Here is a 17,414-nt window from a genome sequence, read left to right as displayed (position 1 = left end):
AAGCCCCCTCCACCATGCAACTTGCCCCCGCCTCCGACGCCCGGCACGCGGCGCCCGCGAGCGATGCATCGCCGGCCGACGCCACGCCGCTCGCGCGCCTGCTCGGGGATCTCACGCACGCGGACTGGCCCGCCGACGCACTGGCGGCTCACCTGCCCCGCGTGCTCGATCACGCCGACGCGCTGGCCCCGGCGAGCCGGCTGGATTGGCTGATCGGCTTGCGCCAGGCCTGGCAACGTGCCCCCGAGGCGTTCCCGCCGGCCGCGCGCCGCGAGCTGCTCGATCTGGCCGCCGCTTGGGGCTGCTGGCCGCTCGCGATCGAGGTCGGCCAGGCCTTGTTGTGCGTGCAACGTCACGACGCCGCCTTGCTCGACCGGCTGCGCGATGCGTATCACCAGATGGGCGAACCCGACGCCGCGTTCGACGCGAGCGTGGCGCTGCAACTGGCCTGCCCCGCGCAGCCGGCCCATGCGGCCCGCCACCGCGAGCTGGTGGCATGGCGCGACTGGCGTGCCGGCACGCTGCCGGCCAGCGAACCCGCGCACGCCGGCGACGTGCTGCGGCTCGAACCGCTCGGCCATCATCATCGCGACGATTTCGGCTGGCAGTACGACGATCCCGACATCGCCGCGCTATGCAGCCTGCCGCATTTCGAGAGCCGCGCGGCGTGGCACGACTGGCTCGACGGGCTGCACCGCTTCGGCGACAACCCCTGCGCGGTGCTGCATCGGCATTGGGGCTTGATCGGCTTCGTCGGGCTGTCGCTGCATCGCGGCGTGGGGTGCCTCTATTACTGGATCGGACGCGACTTCCAGGGGCACGGCTTTGGCGCGCATGCGGCTTCGATGTTGCTGGCCGCCGCACATCGGCATGCCGGCATGGCGGTGTGTTACGCGAAGGTCTATGCGTACAACCTGCCGTCGCGCAGGACGCTGGAACGGATGGGGTTCGGCGACACCGGCATTCGCGGTGCGGCGCCGTACGACGATCAATGGTTTTACCGGGTCGGGCCGCAAGCGGACGCGGGGCGCGTGGCCGACGAGCTGCACACGCTGCTCGACGATCTCGATTCGGAAGTGCGCGCGGCGATACCGTTGCGGGGCTGAAGCCGGCACCCTGACGGCTCGGCTGTCGCTCAGGTTGCTCGACGATCTCGATTCGGAGGTGCACGCGGCGATACCGTTGCGGGGCTGAAGCCGCTGCCCGCCCCGCTCGTGCGTTGCTCAGGGGTTGTCGTCTCGCGCGCCGGACAGGTTCGGCACCTCGAGCGGATGCGCGCCGGTGCCCGCCGGATCGGCCTTGCGCGAGGCAGGCAGTGCCGATTCCCCACCGCCACCGTTGAGACGATCCTGCACGGCGCGCGGCAGGTGATGCGACAGGATGGTTTGCGTGCGACGCGGCAACGCGAGTTCGATCGAGGCCGGCGGCGCCTGGCGCGGCGAGCGGCCCGCGCCCCCGGCCGCGGCGATGGTGGCCGCGCGGCGCTCGGTATCGCCGGGGTCGCGTGTGCCGAGCACGGGGCGCGTCGCGCCGTTCGGCACGATCACCTCGACGCGATGGGCATCGCCGCGCAAGCGCAACGTGGGCGGCGGAAACGGCTTGTTCTTGGGCATGACGCAGGCGATGATCCGGAGTTCGGGGGCCGACGCGAGCGCCGGATTCGACAACACCACACAACGCGGGCGCGGTTGACGCCCGTTTCACATTCAGGAACCGATTCGATGGCTCGAATCTATCAAGCTGCCAGCATGGGCGAAGCGACCGTGCGTATCGCCCTCACCTCGCGCGGCGAAGCCGACCTGCTGGTGCACCGCGTGACGAGCCGGGGCTACGCCCACGGCGATGCGCTCTGGTACATCACCCGCGATCGCCACGAGGCCACCGCCATCGCGTACTTCTGCAGTGTCGGCATGGCGCAAATCAAGGTGTGTTTCGTCGACAGCCAGGGCGAAGCAGGCTGGCAGCACGAATCGCGCTTCAAGGGGCGCCTGCGTTGAAGGAAGACGGGCGCGCTCAGCGCCCGGCATCGTCCTCCGGCGGGTGATCGCCTTCGCGCCGCACGCGCCACAGCGTGCGGTTGCCGATCGCCACGCGGGCGACCACGCCGCGCGCACGCAAGGATTCGAGCGCCGCGAGCGTGACGTCGATCGACTCCTGCGCGTCGTGCGCATCGATCCAAAACCGGTGCACGCCTTCGATCGTATCGGCCGCGGCCGGACAGGCTTCGAGATAGCGCGCAATGCGGTCGGCGACGTGCCGGACCAACTCGTCATTCATGCGCCTACCCCGCCGTCGAATCGTCAAGCCGCCAGCTTACCTCAATCACCCATGGCCGCCTGATTCGCGCGCTCCCGCTCCAGGCCGTGCTTGCGCACCAGCTTGCCGAACGCACTGCGCTCTTCCCCCGCCAGCCGCGCGGCATGCGAGAGATTGCCGTTGGCGCGCGCCAGCAGCCGGCGCAGATAATCGACCTCGAAGCTGGCGATCGCCGCCGCACGCTCGGTGCGAAACGGGCGCGGATCCCCGTCGGCGGCCAGCGTATCGGCGCTGGCGCCGGCCTGGCTGGCCGCGCCGAGCCGCACGCCGGCATCCTCGCTCATCAGCACGGCGCGGTGCACGGCATTTTCTAGCTCGCGCACGTTGCCGGGCCAGGTGTGCGCGCGCAGATAGGCCTGCGATTGCGGATGGAAATGCAGCGCCGGTTTCGCGTAGCGCGTGCGCAGCCGCGCCAGGAACGCCTCGGCCAGTTCGAGCGCGTCGCCGGTGCGCTCGCGCAGCGGCGGAATGCGCAGGGTGACCACGTCGAGCCGGTACAGCAGGTCCTGCCGGAACTGGCGCGCTTGCACCCGTTCGAGCAAATCGGCATTGGTCGCGACGATCACGCGAACGTCGGCCTGGCGGGTTTTCGCGCCGCCGACGCGGCGGTAGCTGCCGTCCTGCAGGAAGCGCAGCAGCGCCGCCTGAGCTTTCAGGCCGAGCGCGTCCACCTCGTCGAGGAACAGCGTGCCGCCTTCGGCCTCGCCGATCAGGCCGTCGCTGACGAGCTTGGCGTCGGTGAACGCACCGCGTTCGTGGCCGAACAGTTCGCTCTCCACCAGTGCCTCGGGCAGCGCCCCGCAATTGACGGGCACGAACGGGCCGTGCCGCCGCGCGCCGAGATAATGCACCGCGCGCACGGCCAGTTCCTTGCCCGTCCCGGTCTCGCCGAGCACGGTGACCGGCACGTCGACGCTCGCGATTTTCTCGATCTGCTGCCGCAGCGCCGCCATGGCCTCCGACGATCCGATCAGGTTGAGACGGGTGAACTGATTCATACGCACTCCAAAGCTGGTGCCGATGACCCGTGACGACGCGCAGGCAACCGGCGTCGCGGCAGATCCGTTTATTGTCGGGCGGTGCGGTCCAGCCACGGAACCGGGTGAAAAACGACCCACAATTCACCGGTAACGAACGCCCCCGTAACAGCACCGACTTATTCGGCACTCAGCGTCCCGCGCGGCCCCAATGCTAATTAAATTCGACCGGGGTGAGAAGCCCGATCAGAAAAAAATCGACGGCAATCCGTATTGCATTGCAGCGGCCCGGCGCATGCGCAACCGGTTGTAATCGGAATGCAATGTGGCGTAATGGAACCGCGGCCGGCCTCTCTCGATGCTGCCGAACCCTTGGATTACGGGGCTGCGCGCGAAAACTTTAGGGGGTTCGAGAAAATTGCCGCGATGCATCGGCCTTGCGCGGATGCCGCTCGATCACAACCCCGCCGCGCAAACGATTATCCGATCCCAATTTCGCGTAAATCCATATCAATTTCAAATCTCACTGCTGCCTATGCATTAAATCTCTTTTTGTTTTTATATTCGGAGAATCGGCAAATATGTTTGAAATTTCCACTATGGCGCGGAGGGTAAATGGTGTACTCGGTGCGAATGATGGTGCGAGTCGGCGGCGGGCGGCGCCGAGGCGTGGGTACGTTGGCGCCGCCCTCGCCTCGTCAGAACGAATGCGTCAGCCCCACCCGCGCGACGATCTGATGCGAGTTCGACGACACCCCGGCCGAGCCCGGAACATAGGCGTTGTCGAGCGCGAAGCCCGCCGGGCCGCCGTTCACCTTCTGATACACGGCCTGTGCATACAAGGCGGTGCGCGCCGACAGCGAATACTGCGCCATCGCGCCGAGCTGGTTCCAGTGCAGCGACGCCGCCGCCCCGCCCTGGCTCAGATGCGCCATCGTGTACGTGTACATGCCGGCCACGAACAGCGCGGGCGTGAGGTTGTACTTGATGTTGGCCTCGAAGTTGTCGAAGTTCAGGCCGTCGTTGTTCGGCCCGAGCGAATCCACATAGATCGACGAGGTCGGCCGTTGCAGCGCGACGTGCGTCCAGGTGGTCGAGATCACGGCCTGGCCGATGCCGTAGCTGCCCGCCACGCCGTAGATCTTTTCATTGGCCGCCACGAACCCGTAGTCATCCGAAGCAATCGCGCCGCCCGCCGTGGTGCCGGGCGACGACAGGTCCTCGTACACCGCGGCCAGCGACAGCGTCGCATAGTGATACTTGATGCCGGCCGCGTAGATCCGGTTGCCGGCGAAGCCGGGCTGGTTGCCGAAGCCGTACAGGCCGGTGACCGACAGCCCGTGGAATTCGGGCGACAGGTATTTCACCGAATTGTTGGCATGGAACGACGCATCGGTGTTGTCGTTGTCCACCGGGTGCGAGAACAGGAAGCCGCCCCAGTTGCCGTTGGCCGTCATCAGTCCGATGGTGTCGGTCACGGTGTCGAACTGGCGCCCGAGCGTCACGGTGCCGAGCGTGGCCGATTCCAGCCCCACGTACGATTGATAGCCGAATTCGCGGCCGCCGTAATAGGCCTTGCCGTTGTCGAGCATCACGCCGCTTTCGAGATCGAAGATCGCGTGCACGCCGCCGCCGAGATCCTCCGAGCCCTTCAAACCCCAGCGGCTCGTCACCAGATCCACGCTGGACGTCTGCCAGGCCTTGCTGCCGTTCGCGTTGCTGGTCAGGTTGATGCCCTCGTCGAGCACGCCGAACAGCGTGACGCTGCTTTGCGCATGTGCGCTGCCGCTTGCCGCGGCCAACATGCCGAACGTGACACCCCATGCCAATCGTTTCATGACGGACCCCTGTCGAGTAGGTTTTATGAATTGATTCGTATTGCGAACTGATTGATGCGTCGCACCGCGTGGTGCGGCGTGGCGCGGCTTGCTGAAGATGGGTGAAGCGAGGTGTGGCTGCGCGCCGAGGCAGCCGGTTTTTCAGGCGCCGCGCGACGGCGGCGTCAGGTCGATGCAATCGGCGCCGTGCGCCGCCCGCCTGCGCGGCGTAGCGGCCCCGCCCACTGCACGGTTGCGTTCAGTGCGCCGCGAGGTAGGCCTTGACGGCCGGCAGGCCCGGCTTGCCGTCCAGCGTGGTCACGCCGGCCAGCCATTTGTCGAGCACGCCGGGGTTGGCCTTGAGCCAATCGGTGGCGGCCTTGTCGGGAGAAACCTTGTTGGTGATCGGCAGCATCACGTGGTTCTCGATGTCGGTCGTGAATTGCAGGTTCGACACGAACTTCGCCACGTTCGGGCAGCGCGCGGCGTAGTTGGTCGGCTCGACCGTCATCACCTTCGCCTCGCCGAAGTTCGGGCCGAACACGTCGTCGCCGCCGCTCAGATAGTTGATCTTCATCTGCACGTTCATCGGATGCGGTTCCCAGCCGAGGAACACCACCCACTGCTTCTCGCGCACCGCGCGGTTGACCTGCACCAGCATGCCGGCCTCGCTCGATTCCACCAGCTTGAACTTGCCCAGGCCGAACTGGTTGCTGCCGATCATCTTCTCGATCAGGCGGTTGCCGTCGTTGCCCGGCTCGATGCCGTAGATATGGCCCTGGAGCTTGTCCGCGAACTTGGCGATGTCGGCGAACGAACGCAGCCCCGCCGCGTATTCGTAATCGGGCACGGCCAGCGTGTATTTCGCCCCGGTCAGGTTCGGCGTGGGCAGCACCGTGAACGAATGGGCCTGCACGAACGGCGCGACGATCGGGTCCATGGTGGGCGACCAGTAGCCGAGGAACACGTCGATCTGCCCGCTCTTGACGCCGGCGAACGTGATCGGCACCGAGGCGATCGTCTTGGTCGGCTTGTAGCCGAGGCCGGCCAGCACGCTCGACGCGAGGCCGGTGGTGGCGGCGATGTCGGTCCAGCCGACATCGGCGAAGCGCACGGCGGAGCACGCCGCCGGGTCGGCCGCCTGGGCCGGCGCGGCCAGCGCGCCCATCAACGACACCGCGCTCAACGCCTGAACGGCGCCGGCTGCCTTGAATTGCTTGAATCGCGTCAACATGAAGGACTCCCGTACGTATTGGAGGTTATCGGCATGAGGGAGCCGGCTTCCCGGCAACCTGCCGCGGGTTGGCTCGCGCCGAGCCCGTGGCGGCCTGCGCGGTGCAAATCCCATGTATCGAATCATTGGTGGAATCAATTCGGCGCAGCCGAGGTTTTGCGACAGAAGCTTTTCCAAATGCGACTTCACTGTTTTTCTAGAAGCCTTGTGCAATAAGGTCTTTTATTGAACGCGTCTTCAACTTCAGGAAATCGAACCGGCATGGCGCACGGCCCGCCAGGCGCGGCATCGGCATCGTAGCGCGACGGCGGCGCGATCGACACCGGTTCGCGTCGGCGTGAGGCAGGCGGCGGATCGGCCCGCGTCGAACCTGCCGCCGCGGCATCGGCCGCTTGCCGCGCCGTCGAGTCGGCATTGCCCATTGTTCGGGATTGAATGTCCGCATAAGATTGGCGCCTGTTCGAGAACCCAGGCGGATCGCCATGCCAAAAATCGGAATCCGCGAAGTGCGGCGCGCGCAATTGATCGATGCGACCTTGCAGACCATCGAGCACGAAGGTTTGTCCGGCACCACGCTCGCGCTGGTCGCGCAGCGCGCCAATATCTCGACCGGGATCGTCAGCCATTATTTCGGCGGCAAGGACGGGCTGCTGGAAGCCACCATGCGCCACATCCTGCATGACCTGTGGACGGCCACGCAGCGCCGCCGTCTCGCGGCGCGCGCCGAGCCGCGCGCGCGGTTGCGCGCCATCGTCGCGGCGAATTTCGATGTGTCGCAGGTCAGCTCGCCCGTCATGAAGACATGGCTCGCGTTCTGGGCGGAGAGCATGCACCAGCCCACGCTGGGCCGGTTGCAGCGATTGAATACGCGGCGGCTTTATTCGAACCTGTGCGCCGAGTTCAAGCACGCGCTGCCGGTGGCGGCCGCCCGGCGTGCGGCCACCGGCCTCGCCGCCATCATCGACGGCCTGTGGTTGCGCGGCGCGACGGCCGGCCAGCCGTTCGACACCAAATCGGCGTTGCGGGTGGCGAACGACTATATCGACCTGCTGCTCGCGGGCAGCGCCCACGACGATTGACGGACTTTCACGGGAAACGGAGCGAAACGGTTCGGCATCCTCAGCGCCAGGCCAGCACCACCGACCCCGCCAGCAGTGCCCCCAGCACCAGATTGAGCGCACGCCACTGACGCGGCGTGCGGAACACGCGCGCCAGCAGCGCCCCGAGCGAGCACCACAGCGCCAGCGATGCGCTCGCCGCCACGGCGAACGACACCGCCAGCAGCAGCGCGAGCCGCCCGGGGGTGTTCGCCAGCAGTGCGAACGATGCCGCCGCGCCCACCGTCATCGCCCAGCTTTTCGGATTGAGCCACAGCAGCAGCGCGCCGTTGACGAGCGTGATCGGTTGCGCCGGCCCCTCGCCCGCGTTCATCGGGCCGCTGCGCGCGATGCGCCAGGCGAGCCACAGCAGATAGGCCGAACCGATCGCCTTGACCGCCGTTTGCAACGCCGGCATCGCCAGCAGCACGCTGGCCAGCCCGAGTGCGGCGAATGCCGCCAGCGACGCCAGCCCCAGCGCGATCCCCAGCATCAGCGGAATCGAACGCAGGAAGCCGAAGCGCGCGCCGGACGCCGTGGCCAGGGTGGTGGCGCCGCCGGGCGTGACGGTCGCCACCGCGACGAACAGAAACAGCGGAGCGTAAGAGGCAGCCATCGGTACGAATCCCGTCGATCGAAAGCGATGACTGTACCGAGCCGCCATTCATCAGGAAAACCAATAATTTTGATGCGATGCATTACGCCGCATAATGCGTCGATGACCCGAAACCTCGATCTCGACCTGATCCGCACCTTTGTGGCCGTTGCCGACAGCGGCGGCATGACCGTCGCCGCGAACCGCCTGCACATGACGCAAGGCGCCGTGAGCCAGCAGGTCAAGCGCCTGGAGGACGGGCTCGGCTGCCTGCTGTTCGTGCGCCAGACGCGCAAGCTCGCGCTGTCGCGTCAGGGCGAGACGTTTCTGGTCAAGGCGCGCCAATTGCTGCATCTCAACGACGAAATCTGGGCCGACATGCAGGCCGATGCGTTGCGCGGCAGCCTTCGAGTGGGCGTGCCGTTCGATCTCGTCACGCCGCTCGCGCCGGCCATGAAGGCGTTCGCCGAAGCGCATCCGCAGGTGGAATTGTCGCTGGTGTGCGCGGCGTCGGCCGAGCTGGGCGACGCGCTGGATGCCGGCCGGGTCGACGTGGCGCTGGTCGAATCGGTCGCGAGCGAGGCCGCCGGCGAAGTGATCCGCATCGAACCGCTGGTGTGGGTGACGGGCCGCGGCAGCGACGCATGGCAGAAACGGCCGTTGCCGCTGTCGATGGTGGACGAGCGCTGCGCGTTCCGCCCCTGGGTGCTCGGCGCGCTGGCCGAGCGCGGCATCGCCTGGCGCACCGTGTTCGAGAGCGGCAGCATCGAGGCCACCGCCGCCACGGTTCGTGCAGGGCTGGCCGTGACGGCGTGGCTCGTGTCGACGGTGCCGGCCGATCTCGAAACGCTCGCGCCGCATGCGGCCGGCTTGCCGGTGTTGCCGCCGTTCGCGATTTGCCTGCAAACGCCAGCGCCGCCGGCCGAAGCGAAGCCGGCGGCGCTGGCGTTCGCGGCCTGTGTGCGCGAAGCAATGGCGAGTGAAGGCGGCGCGCGGGTGGCGAAGATTGCGTGAGGCGATTGCGTGATGCAAAGTGACGGACGGCAGGCGGCGAGCCTGAGCCCGCCGCTCAATTCACCAGCACGATCCGCTTTGCCTCCGGCAAGCCATCCGGCTTGGCCGGCTCGACCAGATCGAACTCGAACACATACTGGCGCGACGGCAGCTTCGAGATGATCTGCGGGTCCACCAGCGACGCCGTGCGGAAATACGCGCCCTTGGTTTCGCTGGCCGTCACGATCGACGCACGCGGCATATCGGGCCAGAAATTGAGGAAGCCGCGCCCTTCCTGATGATCGAAGCGGTTGCACGCGCCGCGCACGCGGCTGCCGATGCTGCCCCAGCGCGCACGCGGATCGGGCGAGCTGTCGGTCGACAACAGCCCCGGCACCAGGTAGCCGTTGATGTATTGATCTGCCGCATCACGCAACTCGCGCGACACATTGCCGAAGCCGAGGATCTCCACGCGGCAGCCCTTGCTTTGCAACGCGCGCACCACCTGAACGAAATCGCCGTCGCCGGTGACCAGCATCACGGTGTCGAGCCGTTCGGATTCCATCAGCACGTCGACCGCCATGTCGAGATCGGCGTTCGACTTCGACACCTCGTTGCCTTCGTCGTCGGTGAAATGCTTGACGTGCTTGACCGTGACACGGAAGCCCTGGTCGCGCAGCGCCGACTGATAACCGAGCGCCTTCGCGCTGTATTCCGGCGACTGCTCGGCACGCTGCAGGTCGTAGGCGATATACACGTTCAGACGTTGCGCGAAGCCTTCCGCGCGGCACGCCAGCTCGCGCAGCGCTTCATAGCGCATGCCGTGGCCGCCGTTCATCCCGATATTGCTTGCGTCGACATACACGCCGATCCGTCTCATTCAGTTTCTCTAGCGATTCAGTTTTCAAGGCAAGGAGTGTAGCGCACGCGTGGGCCGCGCCGATAAGCGCAAGATCAAACAGGGACGCGCACCGGCCAGCGCGGGCCGCCCGGTGCGGGGGGGGAATCTTCCGACGAATGCGATGCAACGGCCGTCAGGACAGGGCCACGGCCGGTTGGGCTTGCAGGAATTGCTGCAGGTAGGCCTCGAATTCCGCCTTGACCTCGGGGTGACGCAGCGCAAATTCGACCGTCGCCTTCAGGTAGCCGAGCTTGCTGCCGCAATCGAAACGCGTGCCGTGATACCGGTAGGCCAGCACCTGCTCCTCGGTCAGCAGCGATTGCAGCGCGTCGGTCAGTTGCAGTTCGCCGCCGGCGCCGGGCTGCAGCGCGCGGATATGGCGGAAGATCGTGGGCATCAGCACATAGCGGCCCACCACGCCGAAATTCGACGGCGCGTCGGCCGGCGCCGGCTTCTCGACGATGCCCGACAGCTTGATCACGTTGTCGCCCCACAGGCGGCCGTCCACCACGCCGTACGAGGCGCTGTCCTCGCGCGCGATGGTTTCGACGCCCACCACCGAGCTGTGATAGTGATCGAACATCTCGATCAGTTGCTTCACCACGGGCGTAGTGCCGTGCAGCAGGTCGTCGGCCAGGATCACCACGAACGGGCTGTCGCCTATCAGCTTCTCGGCGCACAGCACGGCATGGCCGAGCCCGAGCGCGGTGGCCTGGCGCACGTAGAAGCAATCCACGTTGGCCGGCTTGATGTTGCGGACGATGTCGAGCAGCTTGTGCTTGTTGCGCGCCTCCAGCTCGGCCTCGATCTCGTAGGATTTGTCGAAGTGATCCTCGATCGCGCGCTTGCTGCGCCCCGTCACGAAGATCAGCTCGGTGATGCCGGCCGCCACCGCTTCCTCCACCGCATATTGAATCAGCGGCTTGTCGACGATCGGCAGCATTTCCTTCGGGCTGGCCTTGGTGGCCGGCAGGAACCGCGTCCCGAGGCCGGCGACCGGGAATACGGCTTTGGTGACTTTCAGCATGGCGGGGTTTCCCACATCGGTTGAATGTTCCGGACTGCAGAAGACGGCGGCGGCCGGTCCGGCTGGCTGGCTGGCTGGCTGGCGGTCCCGAGCCGGCTGGCCGGCGGTCAGTAGGCGCCGTCGCGATGGAGCACCACGCCGATCGTCTTGAACAGGATCGCTATATCGCTGCGCAGCGACCAATTGCGCACGTACCAGGCGTCGAGGAACACGCGGCGCGCGTAATCGGTGTCGTTGCGGCCACTGACCTGCCAGAGGCCCGTCATGCCCGGCTTGGCCAGCAGGTAGTAGGCGGCATCGGCGCCATAGCGCTCGATTTCCTTTTCCACCACCGGGCGCGGCCCGACCAGGCTCATGTCGCCGCGCAGCACGTTCCACAATTGCGGCAGCTCGTCGAGGCTGGTCTTGCGCAGCACCGAGCCGATGCGCGTGACGCGCACGTCGTGCTTGAGCTTGAAATCCTTGTCCCATTCGGCGCGCGCCACCGGGTCGTTCGCGAGCAACTCCTTGAGCACCTTGTCGGCGTCGAGCACCATCGAGCGGAACTTGTAGCACTTGAACTTCCTGCCGTTCTGGCCGATGCGCGTGTGGCCGAAGAACGCCGAGCCGCCGTCCTTCGCCACCAGAATCGTCAGGATGGCGAAGATGGGCAGCAGCATCAGCATCAGCAGGCCGCCCGCCGTCACGTCGAACGCCCGCTTGAGCACCTTCGCCGAGAAGCGCGTGAGGTTGTTCTGCACGCGCAGCATCATCACTTCATGGCCGAAGAAGTAGGACACGTCGGTCTTGCAGAGCGGCACGCCGCGCATCGGCGCCATCACGGTCAGGTCGCGAATGCCGCTTTCGGTCAGGTCGCGAATCCACGCGTTGCGCAGCTCCTTGTCCTCCGGCTCCAGCGCGATCACCACCTGCGCGCCGGGCAAGGCCTTGAGCGTGGCGGCGGACAAGCCCTTCAGTACCGGCACGTCGCCGACGAACGCCGTGTCGGCCCGGCCATCGGGCGCCACGTAGGCCACCACGTCCGCGCCCAGGTACAACTGCGCCGACATCAGGCGCTGCGCTTCGAGCGCCGACTCGCCGCAGCCGACGATCAGCGTCGGGCGCTTCCACAGGTGCGCCATGTCGAGCACCTTCTTCGTCACCAGCCGGAACGTGGGCACCAGCACGAACGCGCCGCTCCAGGTCATCGCCCACCAGCCGCGCGAGAACATGCCCTTGGTCAGCGTGGTCAACGCGAGATGCAGGATCGCGAGCACCACCAGCGCCTCGAACACCTCGCGCAACTCGCGCCCGAACGGCCGGCGCAGCCCGTAGTGCCGCACGCGCAGCCAGAACCACAGCGTGCCGCCGAACGACAGCAGCATGTACACCACCATCGGCTGCTGGCTGATCGCTTTCCAGAGGCTGATCTGCGGATCGCTCTGGAACGTGCCGAGCACGTTGGCGGTGATCAGCAGGGCCACGGCGAAACCGATCACATCGGTGGCCGCCAGCGCCACCTTGATCGTCAAGGCCGGAAACGGGCGCAGTTCGATGTGCCGTTCCGACAGACTGTCGAGACTGATGATTGAGCTCACGTGACCTGTCCTCGTATTGATGTTGGCATCGCTGGTTCTGGTGAACGTCCACCGCAATCATTCGGATTCCGAACTCGTTGAAGTCGCGGCAAGCGCCGTGCTCGGGTTAATCCTAAGTGCGGCCCGTCCGATACTCGGTTCGGCTTCGCACAGAAGCCGGTTATCGCTCATGCGACGCCGTCTTCGATCAGGTTGATCAGGTACTTGCCGTAGGCGTTCTTCTTCAGCGGCGTGGCGAGCCGTTCGAGCTGGCCGGCATCGATCCAGTTGCGGCGGTACGCCACTTCCTCCGGGCAGGCCACCATCAGGCCCTGACGCTTCTGCAAGGTGGCAACGAAGTTGGCCGCTTCGGTCAGCGAATCGTGCGTGCCGGTGTCGAACCACGCATAGCCGCGCCCCATGATTTCGACCTGCAGGCGCTCGCGTTCGAGATAGCGCCGATTGACGTCGGTGATTTCCAGTTCGCCGCGCGCCGACGGGCGAATCCCGGCGGCGATGTCGCACACCTCGCCGTCGTAGAAATACAGGCCCGTGACGGCGTAGTTCGAGCGCGGCACCTCGGGCTTCTCCTCGATCGACAAGGCGCGGAACTGCGGGTCGAACTCCACCACGCCGTAGCGCTCGGGGTCGCGTACGTGATAGGCGAACACGGTGGCGCCCTGCGTGCGCCGGTCCGCGGCTTCGAGTTGGGCGACCTGATCGTGGCCGTAGAAAATGTTGTCGCCGAGAATCAGCGCCGACGGCTGGCCATCGACGAACGCGCGCCCGATCACGAACGCCTGCGCGAGCCCGTCGGGCGACGGTTGTTCGGCATACTGGATGTTCATGCCCCAGCGGCTGCCGTCGCCGAGCAAGGCGATGAAGCACGGCAGGTCGCGCGGCGTGGAAATCACCAGCACCTCGCGAATGCCGGCCACCATCAGCGTGCACAGCGGGTAATAGATCATCGGCTTGTCGTACACCGGCAAGAGCTGCTTCGATACCGCATGCGTGATCGGATAGAGGCGCGTGCCCGATCCGCCCGCCAGAATGATTCCCTTACGCATCGCTCGTTCCCGCCCCGTTGGCTTGGCGTGCGTGCCTCATTGCATCGCACTCCGTATCGATTGGCTGGCCATCCGTCTGGCCCGATCTCGATTCGTGGTTCAGCCCGGCCCCGGCGCGCCGCGCAGCCGCATGCCTTCGGCGATGCCCCGGAACACGCTGCGCCGGCCGTCGGAGGTGAAACGCGCGCATTTCACGAGCATGGCCGCGACCGAATAGGTCTGCGCCAGCAGCGAATACGGAAAGCCCAGGTTCTTGCGGCTGAAGTACAAACGGTTGCGCGTGCAATAGAACAGGCTGAACGGGCTTTCGCCGCCGCCGGTCGAGAAGCTGACCTTGTGCGCGACGAGCGAACTCGGCACGTACCACAGGTGAATGCCGGCCTGATTCATGCGCCACACGAAATCGGTGTCGTCGTAATAGACGAAATACTTCTCGTCCATCATGCCGACGCGCGCGAACACGCTCTTGTGCAGCGCCATGAAGCAGGTGGGCGCGTATTCGGATTCGCCCGGGTGATCGAACTGCCCGACGTCCTCGTCGCCATCGCCGATATGCGCGGTGGTGGCCTTCATGCGCGAGATCGTGCCGCCCGCGCACCAGATCCGGTTGGTGCCGTGATAGAGGATCTTCGGAAACGTCGCGAGCGTGTCCGGGCCGTCCTCGATCGGCCGGATCAGGCTGGCCACCGTATCGGGGTTGCGAAACTCCACGTCGTTGTTGGCCAGCAGCACGTAGTCGCAACCGTCGGCCAGCGCCATCGCGATGCCCTGGTTGTTGCCGCGCGCCACGCCCACGTTGGCGTCGTTGAACACCACCTGCGCGGCCAGGCCCGCCCGGCTCGCCAGCTCGCGCGACAGGATGCTGCCGCTGTCGCTCGGGCTGTTGTCGATCACGTAGAGCTTCATCGCCACGCCGGCCTGCGCCGCGAGGCTGTCGAAGAAATCCGGTAGCACGTCGTCGGAGTGATACAGCACCGTCACCACGCCCACCAGCGGCTTCGCGCCCGGCTTGCCGAGCGGCTTCACACGTCCATTGCCCATTGCCCCACCCTCCCCGCTCACGCCACGGCCCGACTGGCCTGGTACAGCCCCTTGGATTGCATCTCGACGATGCTCTGCTCGTAGTTGTCCTGCTTGACCTCCTGCCCCTCCACCCAGGCGGCGAAACGCGCGATGCCTTCGTCGAAATGCACCTTCGGCTCGAAGCCGAGAAATTCGCGGGCGCGCGTGAGGTCGGCGTAGTTGTGGCGGATGTCGCCCAGGCGGAATGCGCCGGTCACGTTGATCGGCACCTGGCTGCCATACAGTTCGTTGAGCCGGCGCGCCACGTCGATCACGGCGGTGCGGTGGCCGGAGCCGATGCCGAACACGCGGCCGGCGGCCTCGGGGTTCAGCAGCGCGGCCTGCGTGGCATCCACCACGTCGTCCACATACACGAAATCGCGGCTCTCCTGCCCGTCCTCGAACACGTTGATCTCGTTGCCGTTCTTGATGCGGGTCGAGAAGATCGACAGAATCCCCGTGTACGGATTCGACAGCGACTGGCCCGGCCCGTACACGTTCTGATAACGCAGCGCCGACGCGCCGACGCCGATCGAGCGGCACACCGTCATCACCATCTGTTCCTGGTCGTACTTCGTGATGCCGTACACCGACGACGGGTGGATCTTCGATTCCTCGTCGGTGGGCAGGCATTCGAGCGGCTCGCCCGATTCCGGGCACAGGTAATCGAAGCGGCCGGCCAGCAGGTCGCGCTCCTCGCGCGCATCCGGGTACACGATGCCGAGCGCCGGCGAGCGGTACTTGCCATCGCCGTAGATCGCCCGCGACGAGGCCACCACGAACTTGCGCACGGTGTTGCTGCGGTTCTTGACGAGAACGTCGAGCAGCACGCCGCTGCCGCCCACGTTCACGTCGATGTAATGGCCGACCTCGTACATCGATTGGCCGGTGCCGGTTTCGGCGGCCAGGTGCACCACGGCGTCCTGGCCCTGCATGGCGCGCTCGACCACCGAGCGGTCGCATACCGAGCCTTCGATCAGGCGTACCGAATTGCCGAGCGAGCGCAGCAGCGACGATTCCTGATAAGGGTCCACGCCGTGAATCTGTTGCGCGAGGTTGTCGAGCACGGTGACGGTCGCGTTCTGGCTGGCGAGCTGTCTGGCGAGGTGCGATCCGATGAAGCCGGCGCCGCCGGTGATGAGGACTTTCATGATTTGCAGTGCTCCCAGGTTTGCGTGTTCCGGTTGTATCGCCTGATCACGCGCGCCGGATTGCCGGCCACCACGCAGTAGTCAGGCACATCGCGCGTCACGACGGCGTGGCTGCCCACCACCGCGTTGCGTCCAATCACCACGTTCGGCAAGATCATCGAGTTGAAGCCGATAAAGCTGCCCGCGCCGATCACCACGCGGTTGCCCTGCGTGCGCAGCCGCATGCCGATGCGCACCGGGTCGTTCACATCCTCGAACGGATGCTCGACGTCGACGATCGCGCAGCCGCCGGTAATCGTTACGTCATCCTGAATTTCAATGCGGGACCCGCACACGATATGGACGTTCTGTTCGATATTCACGTCGTTGCCGATCGACAATCGGGGCGGCACGCCGGTTTCGCCCACCACCAGCTCGATGCGCGCACCGGCGCGTATCAGCACCCGTTCGCCCACCGTGGCGTGCTGCACGTTCGCGAGCAGATACGGCTGATAGATCACGCTGCCCTTGCCCACCCGCTCGAACAGATGGGCATACCAGAGGCGCGTCTTGAGCATGAAATAGGCGCGCTTCACGGTGTTGATCCGTTCGAGCCAGTTCGCTTCGCCGAACCTCGCGAGGCCTCGCGGCAGCACGCTCATGCGCGCACCGTCGGCCGGCCGGCCATCTGCTTGGCGAACACGTACAGCGAGCGCAGCATCCGTGGCCGGCTTCGCAGCGCATGCAGTGCGCGCTGCTTGACGCCGACATCCGCGAACTCGGCGCTCCTGCCGATGCAATGCTGGAATTGCTCGTACAGGCCGCTTTCGAGGTACAGGATCGCCGAGCGCAGCAACACGCCTGCCCGGCCGCGATCGACCACATCACGCTTCATGCCGAGCGCCTCGGCCATGTTGCAGGTGCGCATCAGGTCCTGGATATTGGTTTCGTGGCGCGCCGGGTTGAGGATCACCGTCGAGGTGAAGCCCTTCGGGTTGACGCGATACACGCCCAGTTCCCGATCGAGATACGCGGCCCGGCTGCCGTGCAGGCATTGCACGAGGTTCGCCACGTCGGCCACCACCTTCAGTTCGAGATCGACCGGATGGCGCCGGCGCAACGCGCCGCGAAACATCACCGAGCTGTTCAGGAAGAACGGACCGTGTTCGATCAGGTATTCGGCGTCGAACACGGCAGGCTTGTCGCGGGCGAGCGCGAAATCCACCGGCTCGCCGGTCAATGCGTCGACCGTGCGCATCTTGTGCGCCACCATGCCGAATTCGCGCTGCGTTTCGAGGAAGGTGTATTGATGCGCAAGCTTGCCGGGCAGCACCATGTCGTCGCCGTCCACGGTGGCGATGTACTCGCCGCTCGCCTGCGCCATCGCATCGGCCAGGTTGCGCGAATAGCCGACGTTGGTTTCGTGCGCAACCAGCTTGATGATGTCGGGATACCGCGCGCGAAAGCTTTCGATGATGGCGAGCGAGCCGTCCGCCGAGCCGTCGTCGCCGATCACGATATCGAACGGCACGCCGATTTCCTGGCTCAGGATGCTGTCGAGGCACGGGCCGATATAGCGTTCGAGGTTGTAGCACAGCACCACGACCGAGATGACCGGCGGCTTCACGGGTTGAATCTCCAT

19 protein-coding genes are annotated in these 17,414 nt (G+C 66.1%); 4 read left to right on the top strand and 15 right to left on the bottom strand.

Annotation, left to right across the window (positions count from 1 at the left end; all coding sequences use genetic code 11):
* Positions 1-14: 14 nt before the first annotated feature.
* Positions 15-1,106: a GNAT family N-acetyltransferase gene (locus tag AB4850_RS22480; RefSeq protein WP_414445185.1), complete on the top strand. Its 1,092-nt coding sequence runs from the start codon at positions 15-17 to the stop codon at positions 1,104-1,106.
* 117 nt (positions 1,107-1,223) lie between these two features.
* Here the strand turns inward: AB4850_RS22480 and AB4850_RS22475 are convergent, their stop codons facing one another.
* Complete coding sequence (locus tag AB4850_RS22475) at positions 1,224-1,613, bottom strand: hypothetical protein (protein ID WP_414445184.1); 390 nt, start codon at positions 1,611-1,613, stop codon at positions 1,224-1,226.
* A gap of 108 nt (positions 1,614-1,721) precedes the next feature.
* Between AB4850_RS22475 and AB4850_RS22470 the strand changes: the two genes are divergently transcribed.
* On the top strand, positions 1,722-1,997 hold the full coding sequence (locus AB4850_RS22470) for a DUF6150 family protein (RefSeq protein ID WP_414445183.1): 276 nt from the start codon (positions 1,722-1,724) through the stop codon (positions 1,995-1,997).
* Between the two features lie 16 nt (positions 1,998-2,013).
* Here the strand turns inward: AB4850_RS22470 and AB4850_RS22465 are convergent, their stop codons facing one another.
* The 5 genes from AB4850_RS22465 to AB4850_RS22445 form a co-directional block, all read right to left on the bottom strand.
* On the bottom strand, positions 2,014-2,277 hold the full coding sequence (locus AB4850_RS22465) for a hypothetical protein (RefSeq protein ID WP_414445182.1): 264 nt from the start codon (positions 2,275-2,277) through the stop codon (positions 2,014-2,016).
* Between the two features lie 41 nt (positions 2,278-2,318).
* The gene (locus tag AB4850_RS22460) at positions 2,319-3,314 is read right to left on the bottom strand and encodes a sigma 54-interacting transcriptional regulator (RefSeq protein WP_414445181.1); all 996 of its coding nucleotides are present in this window, start codon (positions 3,312-3,314) and stop codon (positions 2,319-2,321) included.
* A 677-nt stretch (positions 3,315-3,991) separates the two neighbouring features.
* Positions 3,992-5,131 (bottom strand): porin, encoded by a 1,140-nt coding sequence (locus AB4850_RS22455; RefSeq protein ID WP_414445180.1) that lies wholly within the window; start codon positions 5,129-5,131, stop codon positions 3,992-3,994.
* Positions 5,132-5,369: 238 nt separating this feature from the next.
* Positions 5,370-6,278, bottom strand: coding sequence for a choline ABC transporter substrate-binding protein (locus AB4850_RS22450; protein ID WP_414445585.1), 909 nt, complete (start codon positions 6,276-6,278; stop codon positions 5,370-5,372).
* A gap of 251 nt (positions 6,279-6,529) precedes the next feature.
* Complete coding sequence (locus AB4850_RS22445) at positions 6,530-6,766, bottom strand: hypothetical protein (protein WP_414445179.1); 237 nt, start codon at positions 6,764-6,766, stop codon at positions 6,530-6,532.
* A 60-nt stretch (positions 6,767-6,826) separates the two neighbouring features.
* On the opposite strand from AB4850_RS22445, the gene betI reads away from it, so the two are divergent.
* Positions 6,827-7,423, top strand: a complete 597-nt coding sequence (gene betI, locus AB4850_RS22440; RefSeq protein ID WP_414445178.1) for a transcriptional regulator BetI — start codon at positions 6,827-6,829, stop codon at positions 7,421-7,423.
* Between the two features lie 40 nt (positions 7,424-7,463).
* Here the strand turns inward: betI and AB4850_RS22435 are convergent, their stop codons facing one another.
* Positions 7,464-8,057 carry a LysE family translocator gene (locus AB4850_RS22435; RefSeq protein ID WP_414445177.1) on the bottom strand — a complete coding sequence of 198 codons (594 nt, stop codon included), beginning with the start codon at positions 8,055-8,057 and terminating at the stop codon, positions 7,464-7,466.
* A 102-nt stretch (positions 8,058-8,159) separates the two neighbouring features.
* On the opposite strand from AB4850_RS22435, the gene AB4850_RS22430 reads away from it, so the two are divergent.
* On the top strand, positions 8,160-9,050 hold the full coding sequence (locus AB4850_RS22430; protein WP_414445176.1) for a LysR substrate-binding domain-containing protein: 891 nt from the start codon (positions 8,160-8,162) through the stop codon (positions 9,048-9,050).
* A 55-nt stretch (positions 9,051-9,105) separates the two neighbouring features.
* Here AB4850_RS22430 and AB4850_RS22425 read toward each other — a convergent pair whose 3' ends face one another.
* From AB4850_RS22425 to AB4850_RS22390, 8 genes are all read right to left on the bottom strand, one after another.
* Positions 9,106-9,909, bottom strand: coding sequence for an NYN domain-containing protein (locus tag AB4850_RS22425; RefSeq protein ID WP_414445175.1), 804 nt, complete (start codon positions 9,907-9,909; stop codon positions 9,106-9,108).
* Positions 9,910-10,063: 154 nt separating this feature from the next.
* The gene (gene galU / locus AB4850_RS22420) at positions 10,064-10,957 is read right to left on the bottom strand and encodes a UTP--glucose-1-phosphate uridylyltransferase GalU (RefSeq protein ID WP_414445174.1); all 894 of its coding nucleotides are present in this window, start codon (positions 10,955-10,957) and stop codon (positions 10,064-10,066) included.
* Between the two features lie 107 nt (positions 10,958-11,064).
* Positions 11,065-12,468 carry an undecaprenyl-phosphate galactose phosphotransferase WbaP gene (gene wbaP, locus AB4850_RS22415; RefSeq protein WP_414445584.1) on the bottom strand — a complete coding sequence of 468 codons (1,404 nt, stop codon included), beginning with the start codon at positions 12,466-12,468 and terminating at the stop codon, positions 11,065-11,067.
* Between the two features lie 233 nt (positions 12,469-12,701).
* Positions 12,702-13,580, bottom strand: a complete 879-nt coding sequence (rfbA, locus tag AB4850_RS22410) for a glucose-1-phosphate thymidylyltransferase RfbA (RefSeq protein WP_414445173.1) — start codon at positions 13,578-13,580, stop codon at positions 12,702-12,704.
* Positions 13,581-13,679: 99 nt separating this feature from the next.
* Positions 13,680-14,621, bottom strand: a complete 942-nt coding sequence (locus AB4850_RS22405; protein ID WP_414445172.1) for a glycosyltransferase family 2 protein — start codon at positions 14,619-14,621, stop codon at positions 13,680-13,682.
* A gap of 17 nt (positions 14,622-14,638) precedes the next feature.
* A complete protein-coding gene (locus AB4850_RS22400) occupies positions 14,639-15,793 on the bottom strand; it encodes an NAD-dependent epimerase/dehydratase family protein (RefSeq protein WP_414445171.1) in 1,155 nt (384 codons plus the stop codon).
* Complete coding sequence (locus AB4850_RS22395; protein ID WP_414445170.1) at positions 15,790-16,434, bottom strand: acyltransferase; 645 nt, start codon at positions 16,432-16,434, stop codon at positions 15,790-15,792. Before AB4850_RS22395 ends, AB4850_RS22400 begins: the two co-directional genes overlap by 4 nt.
* Positions 16,431-17,414 (bottom strand): glycosyltransferase family 2 protein, encoded by a 984-nt coding sequence (locus AB4850_RS22390; protein ID WP_414445169.1) that lies wholly within the window; start codon positions 17,412-17,414, stop codon positions 16,431-16,433. Before AB4850_RS22390 ends, AB4850_RS22395 begins: the two co-directional genes overlap by 4 nt.

The organism is Burkholderia sp. 22PA0106 (assembly GCF_047497155.1).
GTDB lineage: Bacteria > Pseudomonadota > Gammaproteobacteria > Burkholderiales > Burkholderiaceae > Burkholderia.
The sequence above is the reverse complement of the archived record's forward strand: the minus strand, read 5'-3'. Positions and strand labels throughout refer to the sequence as shown.

Excerpts from the sequence above, each read along its gene's own strand:
- AB4850_RS22470 (WP_414445183.1), top strand. The coding sequence starts at position 1,722 with ATGGCTCGAATCTATCAAGCTGCCAGCATGGGCGAAGCGACCGTGCGT.
- AB4850_RS22390 (WP_414445169.1), bottom strand. The coding sequence starts at position 17,414 with ATGGAGATTCAACCCGTGAAGCCGCCGGTCATCTCGGTCGTGGTGCTG.
- AB4850_RS22425 (WP_414445175.1), bottom strand. The coding sequence starts at position 9,909 with ATGAGACGGATCGGCGTGTATGTCGACGCAAGCAATATCGGGATGAAC.
- AB4850_RS22465 (WP_414445182.1), bottom strand. The coding sequence starts at position 2,277 with ATGAATGACGAGTTGGTCCGGCACGTCGCCGACCGCATTGCGCGCTAT.
- AB4850_RS22455 (WP_414445180.1), bottom strand. The coding sequence starts at position 5,131 with ATGAAACGATTGGCATGGGGTGTCACGTTCGGCATGTTGGCCGCGGCA.
- AB4850_RS22395 (WP_414445170.1), bottom strand. The coding sequence starts at position 16,434 with ATGAGCGTGCTGCCGCGAGGCCTCGCGAGGTTCGGCGAAGCGAACTGG.
- galU (WP_414445174.1), bottom strand. The coding sequence starts at position 10,957 with ATGCTGAAAGTCACCAAAGCCGTATTCCCGGTCGCCGGCCTCGGGACG.
- AB4850_RS22450 (WP_414445585.1), bottom strand. The coding sequence starts at position 6,278 with ATGGGCGCGCTGGCCGCGCCGGCCCAGGCGGCCGACCCGGCGGCGTGC.
- AB4850_RS22475 (WP_414445184.1), bottom strand. The coding sequence starts at position 1,613 with ATGCCCAAGAACAAGCCGTTTCCGCCGCCCACGTTGCGCTTGCGCGGC.
- betI (WP_414445178.1), top strand. The coding sequence starts at position 6,827 with ATGCCAAAAATCGGAATCCGCGAAGTGCGGCGCGCGCAATTGATCGAT.
- AB4850_RS22400 (WP_414445171.1), bottom strand. The coding sequence starts at position 15,793 with ATGAAAGTCCTCATCACCGGCGGCGCCGGCTTCATCGGATCGCACCTC.
- AB4850_RS22430 (WP_414445176.1), top strand. The coding sequence starts at position 8,160 with ATGACCCGAAACCTCGATCTCGACCTGATCCGCACCTTTGTGGCCGTT.
- AB4850_RS22405 (WP_414445172.1), bottom strand. The coding sequence starts at position 14,621 with ATGGGCAATGGACGTGTGAAGCCGCTCGGCAAGCCGGGCGCGAAGCCG.
- rfbA (WP_414445173.1), bottom strand. The coding sequence starts at position 13,580 with ATGCGTAAGGGAATCATTCTGGCGGGCGGATCGGGCACGCGCCTCTAT.
- AB4850_RS22435 (WP_414445177.1), bottom strand. The coding sequence starts at position 8,057 with ATGGCTGCCTCTTACGCTCCGCTGTTTCTGTTCGTCGCGGTGGCGACC.
- AB4850_RS22480 (WP_414445185.1), top strand. The coding sequence starts at position 15 with ATGCAACTTGCCCCCGCCTCCGACGCCCGGCACGCGGCGCCCGCGAGC.
- AB4850_RS22460 (WP_414445181.1), bottom strand. The coding sequence starts at position 3,314 with ATGAATCAGTTCACCCGTCTCAACCTGATCGGATCGTCGGAGGCCATG.
- AB4850_RS22445 (WP_414445179.1), bottom strand. The coding sequence starts at position 6,766 with ATGGGCAATGCCGACTCGACGGCGCGGCAAGCGGCCGATGCCGCGGCG.